The organism is Bdellovibrio sp. HCB274, from assembly GCF_047306075.1.
In the GTDB taxonomy this organism is placed as follows: Bacteria; Bdellovibrionota; Bdellovibrionia; order Bdellovibrionales; family Bdellovibrionaceae; genus Bdellovibrio.
This window is the reverse complement of record NZ_CP178623.1, coordinates 1,785,695-1,802,806: the sequence shown is the minus strand read 5'-3', so window position 1 is coordinate 1,802,806 and position 17,112 is coordinate 1,785,695. Positions and strand designations below refer to the sequence as shown.

Sequence of the window (17,112 nt, the reverse complement as noted above, 5' to 3'; positions counted from 1 at the left end):
CCTATTTTCCCGCTACCAAAATTTTTCGTAAATATTTATTCCGACACGAACCAGACTAGATCACTGGCCTGCAAAACCGTACCAGCAGACGGTCCCAGGATTCTGGTCGCGCCTCTTTCAACACAAACAACTAGAATTTTTTGTGATTCACGAATGCCAGTCTCTCGGATAGTCTTACCATCATAGACGTCACCTTTTTGAATAACAAAAGAGCCCATGCGATATTTCGGAGCTTCGACTTCAGCCACTCTGCTGACGCGTTCTTGTTCGACTTTGTGATTCAAATCCTGAAGTTCGGAGTCACTGCCGAAACAAACAATCTTGTCATAGGGCCACAATAAAAAATCACCAGAAGGGGCAAAGAAACGGCGCGCTCCACGAATTACAGAAGCAATCGTCACGCTGTAGTTTTCCTTAAACTTCAAATCGCGCAGTGTTTTTCCTGCCCAAGTGGAATCCGATGTCACCTCAATCAAACTGATAGATGCGTCCCACGGCAAAGACAGCTGGGTGATCTCATCACGCTTGGCGATCTCTTCCCGTTCACGTTCAGTAAGGTTTGATAAAAACTCCCTTTCGAAGAATTTATAAACCACTTCGCCATAGCGATAAGCCAGAACACTCATCACCAGAATTGCCCCCACCAAGGCGCCTGAAGCAACACGAAGAGATACAAACTGGGCCACCATGACCGATAAAAGAAAGATCGCCAACAACACGCGGGCAATCGTTACGCCGGGAATTAACAGACGCAACCTTGCCATGATGTCCAGGTCATGACTGAATTTTTTTGCAGGTCGCCCCTTTACCAATCCCCAAAAGAACGGCACCGACAAGACCATACACACCCCTAGTGACACACGCTGAATGTGTCTGAAGTCCGGGAAAAGCATGCGCAGGAATTCAGTCGCATAAAGTTTGAAACCAAAAGTCAACGCCACGATCACCACGGCATTAACCAAAATCTTCATACCATACGCTTCGACCAGGATGGAGGACACGGAACGAGTACCCTGACGTTCAAAGGAGGATTTATAGCTATCCAAAGCCGCCTTCACCCGGTCGGGTAAAATGCGGTCCACTTTTTCTGAAAACCACGACGAGGATTTAATCAGGTATGGCGTTGTGAAAGTGGTCACCGCAGAAACCGCAACCGCCAAAGGATAAATGAAATCACTGGTGACTTTCAAAGTCATACCCAATGAAGCGATGATGAAAGAGAACTCCCCGATTTGCGCCAGACTCATCCCTGACTGCATCGAAGTTTTCCGGCTTTGACCGGAAAGCAAAGCTCCCAGGTACGTACTGATAAATTTACCGAATATAGTCACCAGGGTGAGCAACAAAATCAGTCCCGGCTTTTCGATGATGATTTTTGGATCAATCATCGTACCGACAGAAACAAAGAAGACCGCGGCGAACAGGTTCTTAACCGGATTGATCAGTTTTTCAACACGGTGACCCTCAGGAGTTTCCGCAAGCAAAGAGCCCATGACGAAAGCCCCCAGCGCCGGGGAAAAACCTGCCATCGCAGAAACCGCCACCATCATAAAACACAAAGCGATGGAAACGATAAGAGTGATTTCCTCTTCCAATAGACTGCGAATTTTACGCAAAAATACCGGCAAAAGAAAAATACCGACCACGAACCACAACAAAATGAAAAACACCATTCTGAATGTGACTGTGGCAAAGGAACTCATGCTGAAACCTTCACTCATCGCCAGGGAAGGCAAAAGAACCAATAGCAATACTGCCACAATGTCTTCCACGATCAATATTCCAAAAACCAGCTCAACGAAGCGCTGGCCTTTCATATTTAATTCCTGGAAGGCCCGCACAATAATAGTCGTGGACGAGATCGAAAGAACGCCACCCATAAATAAACTGTCGATAGAATTCCAACCAATCAGGCGACCGACTAGATACCCCAAACCCACCATAAAGATGACTTCAAAGACGGCGGTAAATCCTGCTGAGCCACCGACCTTCACCAGTTTCTTGAAACTGAACTCCAAGCCGAGACCGAATAAAAGAAAAATAACGCCGATTTCAGCCCAGGTATGAACACTGGCTTTGTCCTGAATCGTTGGTAAGTAAGGAAAATGCTGACTGACTAAAAAACCAGCAACGAGATATCCAAGCACCACAGGTTGACGAAGTTTTTTAAATAGAAGCGTCACCAGGGCGCCCACAACCAGGATAATGCCGAGATCGTAAATCAATGGGGGTAAATGAATCATGTCCCTATTGTTTCAACAACAGGAACAATTCACAATTTGCAGTACAGCAATTTTACTGATTTTTTTTAATTTAAATAGCGAGGCTTTTCGCCAGACATGTTTTGGAGTACGTGGGAATTACTCTCCACCGCTGCATTCATCACCTTGGAGCGACCGATGTAATTTCTGGTCGCAAAAATCGGAGTTCCCAAGTGCAGGCAAAGTGACATGGCCTCATCTGCACGAACCTTGATTGAATTCGTCTTAGGGTGGCCGGTCAAATAAAGGCGAACGTATTGATTGGCGCCTTTGATCTCCACAAAAACGGCCTGACGAACTTCAATCCCCAAGGATTGCATCAATAGCTCAGTAAATTTATGCGGAGTAGATTCTGCGATACTTTTATTGGTTTGAGAAAGCGCCACGCCCGCCTCGATAGGCGAAACAGCCACTGGCAATGTATGCGCATGAGACTCGTCTTTTAACAAAAGAAAAGGACGGGAGATATCCCCGGTCACCGAAAGACCATATGGAAACAATTGAACCAGATCGTCCTGATGAAAAGTTTCTTCGTCGCGGGATTCATCCGCGAAAATGATTTGGGCTTTCAGATTGTTTAAATCCAAAACGTCTTCTTTCATTACTGAACCAATTCTCCATGGAATGTCGCCGGGAAGGCACGCGTGATACGTACATCCACTGTTTTACCAATCAAATCAGGAGTGCCTTTCAAGTGAACAAGCTTGTTTCCTGTAGAGCGGCCGTGAACTTTGCCTTCCTCGCGGTCGGTGTTCTCAACCAAAACTTTTAAAATCTGGCCTTCATAGCGTTTAACCAATTCGAAGGACATTTTGTCGTGCATATCAAACAGACGATTCAAGCGCTCCGTTTTAACTTCCTCGGAAATTTGATCTTCAAATTTTGCCGCCTTGGTAAATGGACGAGGCGAGTACTTGAATGCAAAAATAGTTTCAAAGCCACCCTCTTGCACCATCTTCATCGTATCCTGGAAGTCCTCTTCAGTCTCACCTGGGAAGCCCACGATGATGTCTGTCGAGAAAACCACGTTAGGAATCGACTTGCGAAGCATTGCGATTTTTTCCAGGTACTCTTCACGAGTGTAAATACGATTCATACGCTCCAAAACGCGCGTGCTGCCGCTCTGGAAAGGCAAATGGATGTATTCCATGATTTTATCCTGATGCTTCGCCATCGTATCCGCGAGCTTCTGATTGAAATCTTTTGGATGCGACGTCGTGAAACGAATTCTTTCGACTTCCGTTTCAGTAGCAACCTTGGCCATCAAATCAGCAAAGTCCACATCGCTGTCGGAGTATGAATTTACGTTCTGCCCAAGAAGGGTCACTTCTTTCATACCACGTTTAACCAGATGACGAATGTCTGTCAGAATGTGCTGCAATGGACGGGACTTTTCGCGACCGCGAGTGTAAGGCACCACACAGAATGTACAGAAATTGTCGCAACCTTTTGTGATGTTTACGAAAGTTGCCACGCCCGGATTTCTTACCATCGTTTCGATGTGATAAGGGGCACGGTGCTGGAATTTTGCGCTGATACGCTTTTCACGATCCATAAAGCTGTCAGCAACCAAATATGGCAGGCTGTCGATTTGATCCGTACCGAATACGAAGTCGATCATCGGTTGATTTTTGATCAGATTTTCTTTTTCCTGCTGGCCCACGCAACCACCAACACCGATACGCAGATCCGGATTCTTCTCTTTCATTTTTCTGAAAGTTCCAACTTCGGAATAAACTTTATGAACCGGTTTTTCACGCACACTGCAGGAGTTGATGATGATCAAAGACGCGTCTTCAGGTTTATCCACGGGCGCAAAGTTTTGCATCTCCAGCAAGGAGTACATGCGTTCCGTGTCGTTCACGTTCATCTGACATCCGTAAGTGGAAATATAGACACCACGGCCCTGACCAACATCTTGATTAATGCCTTCAATTTGCTTGGTGATTTCAGGAATTTGGCTCACTTCATCCACTTGTCTTACCTCTTGTGTCATCAAAGAAAGTGAGTTATAGAGGAGCACTTTAGAAATGTCAAAGTTCGAGGAGCTTCTCGCTATGAATCCAAGACTGAAAAGTTCAAAAAAATGGACGAATTTCCCCAAAGAGTACTCAGATCAAATTCAGACGGTGTTCAACGAAAATTTCGCGCAATACCTTGAGAATGCTGAACTGATTATCGAAGGCCGCATCTACACAGAAGAGATTGTGCTACGCGTCGGATACCATGAAAATGGCCGCCTTGCCCAAGCGAATTTTGAAGTTTCTATGAACTACTCTCAGGAACAGCAAGACGCCATCACACGTATTCATAACTGCGTGGATGCAGCAGCTTCCATGATGATGGAGTACTTTGAAAACGATGGCGAAGTGGACTTCCCGTATGTTTGGAAAGAAATCCCTTTCCAGGGCAAAAAACTTTACGTGCAATTCTCTACAGAAAACTCCAACCTTGAAGCAGAAGCCAACCGTCTCCTGGGCGTCGAAGACGACAGCATCGTGGTTGAGGAAGCGGAATCCGAAGATGCTCTGGCACGTGCCGATCAAAGCGAAGAGCTAAGCCCTCCCCGTGACGACGAAGACTATGAAGATCACGACGAAGAATCAGAGCCGGAAAATGAAGACGGCGACGATGAAAGCGGACCGCGCATGTTCAGCGGAAATAAAAAAAAGCTCCACTAGGAGCTTTTTTTATTTGAATCGCGAACTTCAAAAGTCGATGTAATTATTGTTTTCTTTTAAGCCCGGTCAACAACCGCTTTCCGTTATCAATCGCGAAAATCTGATCGTGTTCCAATTCAAATTTGATACCCTGAGGAATCTCGGCCTTACAGTCGCCGAAGTTAAAATTGATGGAAGACACCACCTCTGCTGTTTTTCCTTCATTTGAATAAAGAACTCTTGAATGATGTTCCATAGAACTGAGGGAATTTTTCGTACGACAAGTTGACGAAGCACTAACGACATAATCTTCAAATTTAATTTCAATAGTGATCTCGGAATTTTCATTGGTATTCTTCTGTGTCCAAACAGTGCCAACAAGTCCTTGATCATTTTGCGGAGCTTCTTCAGAAGGAGGAGCTTCAGGAGAATGATTACCCTGACCATCATTGGAGACAGACGATGGTGGCACAACTCCTTTAGAATCGTGATTTTCAGAACTACAAGCAGTCAGCGCAAGCCCAAGAATACTGAATACGACCAGTGACTTTTTCATCGGATAACTCCCCATTTATTTAGACGAAACATATCCACGCAGGCCTTCAGCTTCAAGTTAAAAGGAAGTTTCATTTATCAAACGTCGACAATACTGTTCCCAGAAATGAAAAAGGCCCACCCCAGTAATGGAAGTGAGCCAAACCCCTCGATGAGAGATATTAATTCAGATTAAAGATCTTGTACGCGAGCGAAAATCGCTGGAACTTCATTCAAGTTGTTCTTAGCACGCATGATGATTTGAACAGCGTCTTTTTGCAAAAGTTTGCCTTGAGCCATTTTTTCGCACAAAAGACCTTCCAAAGGATCTGTGATGTCATAGACATTTTTGTGTTGTGGCCATAGGTTTTTCACATCATTAGATCCACCCATGCAAAGTGGGATGTAATGGTCGATTTTGAAATCCTGACGATTCATTTGACGAGTGTGGTAACCCAACTGTTGATCGTATGCTGCGAAACGACCTTTTTTAGTCTGAGTATCAACATTACGTTCGCAGTAGTTGATTTGCTCAGGGTAACGGTGTTCCGTTGGACGGTTGCACAGTGCACCTGGTGTTAGGTTTTGATCTGGTCCCTCAGGATATGCATCTTGTGCAAATGATGAAAGGGAAACGACTAGAATCGCGCAAAGAACGAATAGGTTCTTCATATATCTCCAAATAGTCTGCCATTAATACTGGTGGCAGGTAGAAACGTCGGACCATATCTCCGACATATATTCAGGGTTCAACTTGCGGCTACTGCTACCAATCCCATTTCCAGATTGCAATTCAAATTTGTACCACAAAATTTCATGACGCACCTGCAAATCCCGAGATGTGCAAAATTAACATTTGTAAACTATCAATTCCCTTAACAAATCCCCCAAAACCGCCGATTTTTCACGTATTTACGCGCCACACAAAAAAACCAAAAAAAAGCCCCACTTAAAAAAGTGAGGCTATTTACCGGCACCGTCGGTGCCCAAAAAACCCAAAACTAACTCAAGCGTGCTGGAAAATTCGATTTAACAAGGCGCCAGGAGGAAGCTGTACTGCAAGTACAGCGACGACGCAGCAACGCAGGTAAATCGTATTTGCCAGTGCGCGACTAGTACTCGTCGTCGTCGGAAACAGTACCACCGGAATCGCCCATGCCTCTGACTTCTTCGATGAACGCGTTCGTATCCTCTTCAAATTCTCCCTCACCCGCTGATTCATCGATTTCAAGTTCTTGAATCGCAGCCAGGAAGTCTTTTTCAGTGCGAAGATCGCGACGGATCATCTCAAGGAATTTATCTGGGTAACGAGACGTCAATTCCTCAACGTAGCGTTCAAGTTTACCATCCGTAAGGATTTTCTTACGTACTTGGATCTTCTTCCAGAACAACAGGTAGTGATAACGGCAATAAACATCAACAACTGCCACCTGATCGCAATCACGTGCGCGGCAGTAGCGGCGGCCTTCAGCATCCGTCAGAACGATTTCTTCGTCAGACTTGTCTTTTTCCTCGGCCGTCCAGTCCTCAATAACTTCGATTTCCTCTTCGGATTCCTCGACAGCTTTAAGTTCTTCTTCGTACTCACCGATTTCGTCGCCCATCATCGCATCATCGTCAGCGATAAAGTCATCGTCCATTTCGGATTCGTCTTTTTCCTTTTTGCCTTTGCCTTTTTTAGGGGCTTTCGCGTCCTTCTTAGGAGCTACGGCTTTTTCAGGTGCAGGGGCTGGAGCCGCCTTTTTCTCGACTTTTTCCTTTTTGGAAACTTCGGCTTTCGTCTCTTTGATTTCCTTAGCGGATTTCGCAGGAGCTTTCGCCTTCGCCTCAACTTTGGCTTCGATCTTTTTCTTAACTTCCGGCTTTTTGGGAGCTGCCTTTACGGGAGCTTTTTCGGCCTTCTTTTTAACAACTGTCTTAGGCGCTGCCTTTTTAGGGGCTGGTTTAGACGCAGCTTTTACCGGCGCTTTTTTAGCGGGTTTGGCTGGAGTCTTTGCTGCGGGCTTCTTTTTTACGATTTTTGCCATTGTTTTACCTAGTTGACGGTGATGAATGTACCTTCAAATACCTGAATCATAGAGCTTGGGCTGTCAACTCATTTTACTTGAATTGTTGCCTCTTGGCCGCGTACGGAAATGCTGCCTCTTTGTGCTGTGCCACGCAGACGCCCTCGTACACTTTTTTCTGAACTCAATTTGCTGACTTTTAATTCATTGGGAACAAAGATTTCGCCATCCACGGTGTACAGATTGACGCTGGCTCCCGAAGCCGCTGGAGAGATAATATTAACTCGTCCCGCCTTTGATTTAACATCAACTTCAGAATCCAAAGTCATAGTGATCGTGACATTGCCTTCCTGATTCTGACCTTCAAGACGTCCCTGGAACGCCTGCAGATTCAAACTGCCTTTACCATTTTCAAATTGAATGGTGCCGGAACCTTGATTGACCTTGCCCGTCGCCTGCTGCGTCGTAAGGGAAACAAAGCCACGCACCTTTTCCAAATTCAGTTGCCCCGAGAACATGGATGCGTCGATATCGCCCTGGATGTTTTTTAGATTCATCACACCGGAATAACCGTCTGCGTTTACGCGTCCCACGTGATCCGCGACACTAATCTCGCCTTTTTGCACGTAAAGCTGCAGGGAGCCCGTTCCGTTCGCCGTAGCAACACGACCTGAAGTCATACTCACTTTCAGATCTTTGCTCCATCTTTGGGCAACAACACTACCACCTTTGAGTTGAATTTCAACTGGAACAGCGGCACCAGAAATCTCAATTTTTTTCGTGGTTGAGCTCGCTTTTGGCAAGATATTCATCCAGGTTTTTTTACTGCCGAATTCATTCATGGAAACTTCAATGATATTCTCTTTCTTAGTCACTACGAAAGCGCCTTCGAACCCTGACTCTTCCACACCTGAGATTTTCACAGTATTAGCGCCTGGAACTGACACCAGCTGAACCTGGGCGTCCAGACCTTTTATGACCATACGAGTCCCTTCTTGAACCGGCGCCTCAAAAGTGGCTGCAAAAAGAGGCTGAACAAAAAGACTCATCAAGATGACCGTGATCGCTGACATGCGTTGTCTCCAAATTCTGAAATATTGACTCAGACTCTATTTAAGATAATTTTTTTACGATTTTCAACATGAAGAGGTGAATTATGGAAAATGTAGTGATTGTCAGCAGCGTCAGAACTCCTGTCGCATCCTTTCAAGGTGGTTTCGGTGCAGTACCTGCTCCAAAACTAGGCGCCGCTGCGATTAAAGAAGCTTTGAATCGCGCTGGTGTTTCCCCAAATGAAATTGATGAAGTGATCATGGGCGAAGTATTGACTGCGGGCGTGGGACAAGCTCCGGCTCGTCAAGCTGCTCTTTATGCTGGACTTGGCAACAACACTCCGTGCATGACGATCAATAAAGTCTGCGGTTCTGGTTTGAAAGCCGTTATGCTTGCAGCTGACAACATCAAACTGGGTAACACAAAAGTTGCTGTAGCTGGTGGTCAGGAAAACATGACTCTGGCTCCGCACTTGCTTGAAAATTCCCGCTCTGGGTACCGCATGGGCCCAACACAAATGACTGACTCCATGATCAAAGATGGTCTTTGGGATCCATACAACAATTTCCACATGGGTAATGCTGCAGAAATTTGCGTAAAAGAGCATAACTTCACTCGCGAACAACAAGATGCTTTCGCAGTCGACTCTTACAAAAAAGCACAAAAAGCCTGGGCTGATGGCGTTTTCAAAAACGAAATCGTTCCGGTAACTGTTGCAGGTCGCAAAGGCGACGTGGTTATCGATAAAGACGAAGAACCATTCAACACGAACTTCGATAAAATTCCAGGCTTGAAACCGGCTTTTGATAAAGCGGGCACAATCACAGCGGCGAATGCTTCCAAAATCAACGACGGTGGCGCGGCTCACGTTTTGATGTCTGAATCCGAAGCTAAAAAACGTGGTGCAAAACCTTTGGCGAAAATCGTGGCTCACGGCACATTCGCACACGAACCAAAATACTTCACCACAGCTCCGGTGGGCGCGATCAAAAAAGCTTTGGACAAAGCTGGTTTGAAAGTGGGCGATATCGATCTTTGGGAGATCAACGAAGCTTTCGCGGTTGTTACTCAGGTGGCAATGAAGGAACTTGAAATCCCGGCTGAAAAAGTAAACGTGCACGGTGGTGCAGTTGCTATCGGTCACCCGATCGGCGCATCTGGTGCTCGTATCCTTACGACTTTGGTTCACGCTCTTCACACTCATAACAAACGCTATGGTCTTGCGACTTTGTGTATTGGTGGTGGTGAAGCAGTGGCTTTGATCATCGAAAAGGCGTAGGCCATGAGCAAAAAAGTTTTTGCCGATGCCATGTCTGCCCTTGAGGGCGTGAAAGACGGAATGACTTTGGTCGTTGGTGGCTTTGGTCTTTGCGGGATTCCTGAAAACTCCATCGCAGCCTTGGTTGAGCGCGGAGTAAAAAATCTGACCTGCGTTTCCAATAACGCTGGTGTCGACGATTTTGGTTTGGGTTTGCTTTTACAAAAACGCCAGATCAAAAAAATGGTTTCATCTTACGTGGGTGAAAACGCTTTGTTTGAAAAGCAATTCATGAGCGGGGAACTGGAACTTGAGTTCTGTCCTCAAGGAACTTTGGCGGAGCGTATTCGCGCCGGTGGTGCGGGTATCGCTGGGTTTTACACTCCGACTGGTGTGGGAACATTGATCGCTGAAGGCAAAGAAATTAAAAACTTCGACGGCCGCGATTACGTTCTTGAACGTGGCATCGTCGGTGACTTTGCATTGGTAAAAGCCTGGAAGGGCGATAAATTCGGAAACCTGGTTTTCAGAAAAACCGCTCGCAATTTCAATCCTATGGCAGCAACTGCTGGCAAAATCACAGTGGCTGAAGTTGAAGAATTGGTTGAGGTGGGTGAATTGGATCCAGATCAAATTCATACTCCAGGCGTCTTCGTTCAAAGAATTTTCAAAGGAACGAATTACCAAAAACGCATCGAACAGCGCACAGTGAGCAAGGGGTAGTCATGCCATTAACAAGAGAACAAATTGCACAACGTATCTCTAAAGAAGTTCAGGATGGCTACTGCGTAAACCTGGGGATCGGCATTCCAACTTTGGTAGCCAACTACATTCCAAAAGGCATGTCAGTTATGTTACAGAGTGAAAACGGTCTTTTAGGCATGGGCGCGTTCCCGACTGAAGACAAAGTGGATGCTGATTTGGTGAACGCAGGCAAGCAAACTGTAACGGCAGTTCCCGGTGCCAGTTTCTTTTCAAGCGCTGACTCTTTCGCGATGATTCGCGGGGGCCACGTGGACTTGACGGTTCTGGGCGCAATGGAAGTGGACGAGCAAGGTTCTATCGCAAACTGGATGGTGCCTGGCAAAATGGTTAAAGGCATGGGCGGAGCGATGGATCTGGTTGCCGGCGCACGCAATGTTATCGTAGCCATGCAACACACTGACAAAGAAGGAAACTCCAAACTTCGCACGAAATGCACTCTGCCATTAACTGGCATCAAGTGTATCAAGAAAATCGTCAGCGATTTCGGCGTGATCGAAGTAACAGATCAAGGATTCGTTTTAAAAGAATACGCACCGGATCTGTCACCTGAAAAAGTCCTTGCAGCCACCGAAGGTAAAATGACCATCGCACCTGACTGCAAAGCGATGACATTCTAAAAATTCCCTGAACGGTACGGACTTACCTTGTCCGTACCTCAGTCTAGTCATATTTTTTCCCAGTGCCGCCCTTCTGTTTTTTCGAGATACTAAATGCAACAATTTCTCGGGAAGGACCTGTGCGTGGCTGAGGCAAAAAAGCTGGCAAAAGATAATTATCTGTTTCGTGAAGGGGATGCTGCCGATGCAATGTACATCATTAAATCCGGCTTGCTGGCGGTTACAAAAACCAAGGGTCAATCCGAAGTCATGCTTGCAGAAATCAATCCCGGCGCCATGGTTGGCGAAATGGGCTTGTTCGACAACAAACCCCGTAGTGCCAATGTAAAAGCCATCAAAGAGACAGAGGTTATCGCTCTCCCCTATGATTCTTTGAACAAACAACTTGATCAGCTGCCAGTGTGGGTTCGCGCGATTTTGAAAAATCTGAACGAAACCATTCGTGAATCCAATAAAAAAATCAAACAGCTTGAAACCGCAAACGCTGACGAAGAGCGCTTTCCACCACATGTAATTAATAAATTCATGTCGATCCTGAATTTTGTGTTTAACAAGTATGGAAAACCTGAAGCCAACGGCGTCAGTGTTTCGTCGGTACTTCTTCGCAACTACACGATTCAGATCTTTCAGGAAGCCACCAATAAAATGACTGCGATGGTGAATGCCCTGACAGAGCTTGGTTACCTTACTCAGGAAGACCGGGGCGATGGCACCCAAAAGATCACCAATCTTAAACCTGCGGAGCTGTTCGCTTTTGTTGATTGGTACAATGACTGGTTATTCAAGCAGGAAAAGGATCGCAAAGAGCCGCTGACGGAGCAGGAATGCAAAGTATTGAGTGCTTTGATTCTGTTCGCCAAAAAAGTTCCAGCTGATAATAAAGGCTTTAACAAAGTTGATTTGAACCTGGTGCAAAATGAATCCGTGAAAGAAGTCGGTTCATTGATCAAACCCGATGACGCCAACAGCCTGATCGAGAAGAAATACTTAACCGACAAGATCATGGATGGCACATCCGTCTTCGCCCCGGTAGAGCTTAGCTTCGTCGAGCCTCAAGCGCAGAATTGGACGCTGGTAAACAATCTAAAACGTAAACTTCGCTAGGTCCGCTAGGTCCCGGCAGAGCTAAAGACACACTTTCTCCATTTTTATTGAAGATTTTAAATATAAAAAGGCTTTAGTGATGAACTAAAGCCTTTTTATATTATTATAAATGGAGAAAGTGTGTCCGTACCTTTTAATCGATATTTGGATCGGTTTGGCAACGAAGTGGCAATTGATCGTCTGGCAGTCTGGTCAAAGACTCAGCCCCTACCGTATGAACATAGAGTGAATTCGTCTTAGTGCCGCTGGCAATTGGTTGCCCCAAAGTCACGATGACTTTATCACCGGTTTTAGACAGACCATGAGTCACCAAAAGTTTATCCACCTCTGACAAGATATCTTCCATATTCTTATATGGCTTGATCGCATGAGTCTGAATACCCCAGTTAAGCTCCATGGAATTCAAAACTTCACGATGCTGAGTTACAGAGATAATACGCGCCTTAGGACGGAAGCTTGAGATGATGCTGGCTGTTTTACCGGTGCTGGTCAAACAGATGATCGCCGTTGCATTCAACTTCAAGGCACTCAAGGAAGCACTGGCTGCAATCGCCGCTGGCGTGCTTAGGAACTCACTCTCCAAAGAGATTTTGTAGTACTTCTCTTCGTTGCGCTCAACCTCAAGAATGATTTCATGCATAGTGCGAATTGCTTTAAACGGATGTTTACCGCTTGCAGATTCCGCCGACAGCATCAAAGCATCAGAACCATCCAACACCGCATTCGCCACGTCTGTGATCTCAGCACGTGTCGGTCGAGGATTCTCAATCATGCTTTCAAGCATCTGAGTCGCCGTAATAACCGGTCGGCCCAACTGATTACAAACATTGATGATGCGCTTTTGGAAACCTGGCAGACGGCTTTGACCGACTTCAACAGCCAAATCCCCGCGCGCCACCATCACTGCGTCTGAAAGACGGCAGATCTCTTCAAGATTCTCGAGGGCTTCAATCATTTCGATTTTTGCCACGATTTTTGCCTGGGAACCACGGGCTTCGATAATCTCACGAAGCTTGCGGATGTCACGGGCATGGCGCACGAAACTTAATGCGATATAGTCCACTTTGTTCGCGATGCCAAATTCAAGATCTTCCAGATCTTTCGGAGTCATTGGATCCACCGGCAAATTAACACCTGGCAGATTCATGCCTTTGCGGTCTTTCAGGATACCGCCATCAATAACGACGACATCGACTTCCTCACCGCGGACCTGCAACACTTCAACCTGCATCAGACCGTCATCCAAAAGGATGCGTGTGCCTGGAGTACAAGCCAGAGGAAGCTCTTTAAAGTCTGAAGGAATCAACCCTTGACGCCCCAATATAGGTGCTGTGGTGAAAGTGAATTTTTCGCCGGGTTTGATTTCGATTTTTCCGTTTTCAATTTTACCCACACGAACTTTAGGTCCCTGTAGATCCTGAAGGATCGTCACAGGTGCATTAAGGTCTTTGGAAAGTTTTCGAAGTGACTGAATCACCTTAAAGTGATCTTCGTGGGTTCCGTGGGAAAAGTTAAGGCGAGCCACATTCATGCCCGCCTTAATTGCTTTTTCTAGATTTACTTCATCACGAGTTGACGGCCCGATGGTCGCCACAATTTTCGCTCGTCGGTCTGCTAACATGGAAATTACGCCTTCCTAGAGTATGAACTCATCTTTACCGACAAGTTTTGCATATCCTCCTGGTGGCGTCTATTCATTCTCTCAAGTTGATCTTGATGCGACTCACTGAGTTGCGCAAGTTTAGCTTCATACTGCATAGTCACGGATTCTTTTTCGTTCTTAGAAGCTTTTCCCTGGTTATCCATGCGCTGGCCGTACATACGCTCAAGACGTTTTATTTCTTTGTCTTGATTGTCTTTAAGCTGAGCAATTTTGTCCTCGTAAGACTTCACAGTATTTTCTAATCTTGTATTGAATGTCTGCTCCATGCCGCGGAAACGCTCTGTCATTGCCTTATTAGAGGCAATTTGATCATCCGTGAAACGCTGACGCTGGCCATCCATGCGTTGGGCGTAATTGTCTTCCATCTGCTCCAAAGAGCTTCCGTAGTACTCACCCAGGCGTTTTGCATTTTTCGCAGACAAATCTGTAATTTTCTTAACTCTGGATTCCGCCGTTGAGTTCACCTGAATCATTTGATCAGCATGTTGCTGTTTCATAGTTTCACGGTCCGTGGAATTTCGCGCATTGGCAACATTGGCCTGAGATTGATACTCACGGTCCACGTTGCGCAAAAGTTTCGCGTTTTTTTCGTTCATTTTATCCACGCGCTCGTCCGACAACTCACGCATTTGGGAAACTGCATCTTCACGACGCTGCTCAACCAAATCCAATTGCTTTTCATAAGCCTGCGTCAGGTTTTTTCTTTCAATCCCACGCAGTTTTTCATTTTTAGCCATTTCGTTATTCAGCTTGCTGTTCAGGCGCTGAATTTGCGAATCTTTTGAGCGAACCTGTGAATTGATACGACCATTCACTGAATCTCTAAATTCCGCATTCTGGGAATCCAAAGTCTCCATTTTGCGCTCCAAAGTATTTTGGTACTTATCACGCACGCGATCCAACTCAGAATCCATCATGGCTTGCTTCATCTGCAAGTTATCAGAATAAGTTTCTTTGCCGTTAGTAATGATATCTGCAATTTTCTGCTGATAGGTTTCTTTTTCATTCTCACGCATCGTTTCGCTTTGCTTAATGCGTGAATCGTAGGACTTCCTCATCTCGTTCATGGCGCGATTCTTCGAAGCCACTTCCTGCTGATGGGATGACGCCATAGCCGATCTTTCTTTTTCATGGGCATCATTCAGGCGACGGGCGTTGTTAGCCACGTTCTGACGGGCTTTTTCACGGTTTTCATCAGTCGAGCGCTGCAACTGCTCATCACGGTTTTTAATTTCCGTGTTTAACTGCCCGACCAGATTGTTTTTTTGCGCTTCGTTCACCTGCTTTTGCTTATCCAGCTGTCCTTCATAGGAATCGCGCAACATAGCACGGTCATTATAGGACTCTTCCGTCTTATTACGCAAAGCTTCGCGATAGGTGTTACGAACTTCATCAATCTTGCGATTGTTATCCAGATCCTTGTCCGTCAACAACTCGCGATTGCGCTCTTTCAAAGAGTCGATTTTATTTTCGTAGTTATCGGTAATGGATTTAACTTCGTCATGATAACGTTGTTCAAGACGCTTGATCTCGGCATTGCGGCGCTTGGCATTCTCGGTTTCCCGATTTTCATACTCTTCACGAGTCTGTCTGATTTTTTCGTCCTGGCGCGCGCGATCTGATGAAATAGAAGACATCCTTATCCTCCCCAGCCTGCAGAATAACATGCGGAGGACCAAGAAACTTCAGGACTCTGAATGAGGGAAATAAAATCAGGACCAAGGTTTGAGGAAAACTACCTGTCAAAGGCTCTTTGGAACATCAAATCACGGATTTTCTGGCGCTCAGCCTGGGCTTCACGCTTACGGGCCTCCTCACGGCGACGTCCGTCTTCCACCGATGCAATCTGGCGAAGAGCGATTTTCTCATACAATCCAGCGCCCCGTTCGCTAAGGTCTGACCAGTTTCCGCGCAAATCAGAAACCTGGGATTTGAATTGCTCTTTGGTGCCGTCGAAAAGACGATTCCACTGAGCCAGATGATCCTTCAAATCAATCGTCTGAATCATCCCATACTCGTTTTTGCCTTTGGAATTAATTCCGGTCACCCAGAACTCAAAGCCAGCCGGTACTTCCAGCTTTTTACCGTCACGAAGCTCCACATTCAGCTCCGCATCCACGTTTCTGACAATCAGGCGATCCCCGCGCTCGATCAGCCAATACTGACCGTGACTGGATTTTGCAGTTACATAAGGAGTTTCAATTTGCACATCAGGTGCATTTTCCACCCACAAAACACCTTTGACCAATCGCCATTTCGACTGCGACAAACGCATCAGCGTGGAACCCTCTCCTGAATGCAATTTCAGATTTTCCTGCTTAAGATGAAATGCTGCCCCCACCACATGCAATGCACAGCTTTCAGAGGTCTTTAAACACGCCACTGGCTCCTGCAACGTATCGGCAGAAGCCCGAACCCGAACTTCAACCTGAAACGCCAGCAAAAAGATCAGAAGCTGAAAAACCTTTTTCATTATTTGAATTCCACACTGTTGGCAAGTTTGCGGGCTTGCTTGCGAAGATCTTCATTTTTGAAATTTTTCAGAACCGTATTGTAGACCTCAGATGCTTCATCAACCTGATTGTTGTATTCACTGATCTGCCCCATGCGCAGCAAAATGAACCCGGTTAAATCGTTATCAGGATACTGCGTGACCATGTCATCAATTTGCGCCAGCGAGCTGCGGAAGTCTTTTTTCAGGAAATAGCTTTCAGCAATAAAAAAATGTGCTTCCACACCGTGCGAGCTCAGTGGAAACTTTTCCAGCAAACCATTGAACTCGACGATGGCTTTGTCATAGTTTTTTTGGGTGAAATACTTCTTCGCGCGCTCATAGATAACGGGCGACAAATCCACTCCGGAATCACTTGCCGGAGTGCGCACCGCCGAAGCCAGATTGCTCAGCTCATAGTTTGCCTGAATGGTTTTATTATCCGGCAGCACCTGAGCTACCGTTTGCTGAAAGTCTTTAAGCTGGTAACTTAACAGAGAATTATCAAACTGCTCCTTCTCAATTTTTTTATTGAGCGCGGAGATTTGCATTTCATATTTCTGATGGCCATTAAAGTGTCCAACCAACACTCCATAAACGGCAACGATACCGATTGTGAGGCACAAACAGAAAACCACAAAGATTGAGTTCTGATTCTTCATGCCCCACTTATCGGCGGGAAACTGATAAAAATTGAGAC

General features: G+C 45.9%; 16 protein-coding genes and 1 riboswitch. Of the genes, 5 read left to right on the top strand and 11 right to left on the bottom strand.

Annotated features, from left to right (window positions below; translation table 11 throughout):
* Positions 1-35 precede the first annotated feature (35 nt).
* The 3 genes from ACLWNV_RS08825 to miaB form a co-directional block, all read right to left on the bottom strand.
* Positions 36-2,243, bottom strand: coding sequence for a cation:proton antiporter (locus ACLWNV_RS08825; RefSeq protein WP_413587560.1), 2,208 nt, complete (start codon positions 2,241-2,243; stop codon positions 36-38).
* Positions 2,244-2,308: 65 nt separating this feature from the next.
* A complete protein-coding gene (locus ACLWNV_RS08820; RefSeq protein WP_413587559.1) occupies positions 2,309-2,863 on the bottom strand; it encodes a bifunctional nuclease family protein in 555 nt (184 codons plus the stop codon).
* Positions 2,863-4,257 (bottom strand): tRNA (N6-isopentenyl adenosine(37)-C2)-methylthiotransferase MiaB, encoded by a 1,395-nt coding sequence (gene miaB / locus ACLWNV_RS08815; protein WP_413587558.1) that lies wholly within the window; start codon positions 4,255-4,257, stop codon positions 2,863-2,865. Before miaB ends, ACLWNV_RS08820 begins: the two co-directional genes overlap by 1 nt.
* A 34-nt stretch (positions 4,258-4,291) precedes the next feature.
* On the opposite strand from miaB, the gene ACLWNV_RS08810 reads away from it, so the two are divergent.
* On the top strand, positions 4,292-4,942 hold the full coding sequence (locus tag ACLWNV_RS08810) for a hypothetical protein (protein WP_413587557.1): 651 nt from the start codon (positions 4,292-4,294) through the stop codon (positions 4,940-4,942).
* Between the two features lie 43 nt (positions 4,943-4,985).
* Here the strand turns inward: ACLWNV_RS08810 and ACLWNV_RS08805 are convergent, their stop codons facing one another.
* The 4 genes from ACLWNV_RS08805 to ACLWNV_RS08790 form a co-directional block, all read right to left on the bottom strand.
* Positions 4,986-5,477 (bottom strand): hypothetical protein, encoded by a 492-nt coding sequence (locus tag ACLWNV_RS08805; RefSeq protein ID WP_413587556.1) that lies wholly within the window; start codon positions 5,475-5,477, stop codon positions 4,986-4,988.
* Positions 5,478-5,647: 170 nt separating this feature from the next.
* On the bottom strand, positions 5,648-6,127 hold the full coding sequence (locus ACLWNV_RS08800; protein WP_413587555.1) for a hypothetical protein: 480 nt from the start codon (positions 6,125-6,127) through the stop codon (positions 5,648-5,650).
* A riboswitch (purine riboswitch) is annotated at positions 6,119-6,219 on the bottom strand. (Overlaps the previous gene by 9 nt.)
* 348 nt (positions 6,220-6,567) lie before the next feature.
* Positions 6,568-7,482 (bottom strand): hypothetical protein, encoded by a 915-nt coding sequence (locus tag ACLWNV_RS08795; protein ID WP_413587554.1) that lies wholly within the window; start codon positions 7,480-7,482, stop codon positions 6,568-6,570.
* Positions 7,483-7,550: 68 nt separating this feature from the next.
* Positions 7,551-8,534 carry a DUF4097 family beta strand repeat-containing protein gene (locus tag ACLWNV_RS08790; RefSeq protein ID WP_413587553.1) on the bottom strand — a complete coding sequence of 328 codons (984 nt, stop codon included), beginning with the start codon at positions 8,532-8,534 and terminating at the stop codon, positions 7,551-7,553.
* Positions 8,535-8,617: 83 nt separating this feature from the next.
* Between ACLWNV_RS08790 and ACLWNV_RS08785 the strand changes: the two genes are divergently transcribed.
* The 4 genes from ACLWNV_RS08785 to ACLWNV_RS08770 all read left to right on the top strand — a co-directional run bounded on the left by ACLWNV_RS08785 (position 8,618) and on the right by ACLWNV_RS08770 (position 12,258).
* Positions 8,618-9,793: a thiolase family protein gene (locus ACLWNV_RS08785; protein ID WP_413581472.1), complete on the top strand. Its 1,176-nt coding sequence runs from the start codon at positions 8,618-8,620 to the stop codon at positions 9,791-9,793.
* A gap of 3 nt (positions 9,794-9,796) precedes the next feature.
* Positions 9,797-10,495 (top strand): CoA transferase subunit A, encoded by a 699-nt coding sequence (locus ACLWNV_RS08780; protein ID WP_413587552.1) that lies wholly within the window; start codon positions 9,797-9,799, stop codon positions 10,493-10,495.
* 2 nt (positions 10,496-10,497) lie between these two features.
* Positions 10,498-11,154: a CoA transferase subunit B gene (locus ACLWNV_RS08775; RefSeq protein ID WP_413587551.1), complete on the top strand. Its 657-nt coding sequence runs from the start codon at positions 10,498-10,500 to the stop codon at positions 11,152-11,154.
* Positions 11,155-11,277: 123 nt separating this feature from the next.
* Positions 11,278-12,258 carry a Crp/Fnr family transcriptional regulator gene (locus ACLWNV_RS08770; protein ID WP_413587550.1) on the top strand — a complete coding sequence of 327 codons (981 nt, stop codon included), beginning with the start codon at positions 11,278-11,280 and terminating at the stop codon, positions 12,256-12,258.
* A gap of 133 nt (positions 12,259-12,391) precedes the next feature.
* On the opposite strand, the gene pyk is transcribed toward ACLWNV_RS08770, so the two are convergent.
* From pyk to bamD, 4 genes are all read right to left on the bottom strand, one after another.
* Positions 12,392-13,879: a pyruvate kinase gene (gene pyk, locus ACLWNV_RS08765; protein ID WP_413587549.1), complete on the bottom strand. Its 1,488-nt coding sequence runs from the start codon at positions 13,877-13,879 to the stop codon at positions 12,392-12,394.
* A gap of 5 nt (positions 13,880-13,884) precedes the next feature.
* Positions 13,885-15,558: a hypothetical protein gene (locus ACLWNV_RS08760; RefSeq protein ID WP_413587548.1), complete on the bottom strand. Its 1,674-nt coding sequence runs from the start codon at positions 15,556-15,558 to the stop codon at positions 13,885-13,887.
* 98 nt (positions 15,559-15,656) lie between these two features.
* Positions 15,657-16,394 carry a hypothetical protein gene (locus ACLWNV_RS08755; RefSeq protein ID WP_413587547.1) on the bottom strand — a complete coding sequence of 246 codons (738 nt, stop codon included), beginning with the start codon at positions 16,392-16,394 and terminating at the stop codon, positions 15,657-15,659.
* The gene (bamD, locus tag ACLWNV_RS08750) at positions 16,394-17,074 is read right to left on the bottom strand and encodes an outer membrane protein assembly factor BamD (protein WP_413587546.1); all 681 of its coding nucleotides are present in this window, start codon (positions 17,072-17,074) and stop codon (positions 16,394-16,396) included. Before bamD ends, ACLWNV_RS08755 begins: the two co-directional genes overlap by 1 nt.
* Positions 17,075-17,112: the final 38 nt, after the last annotated feature.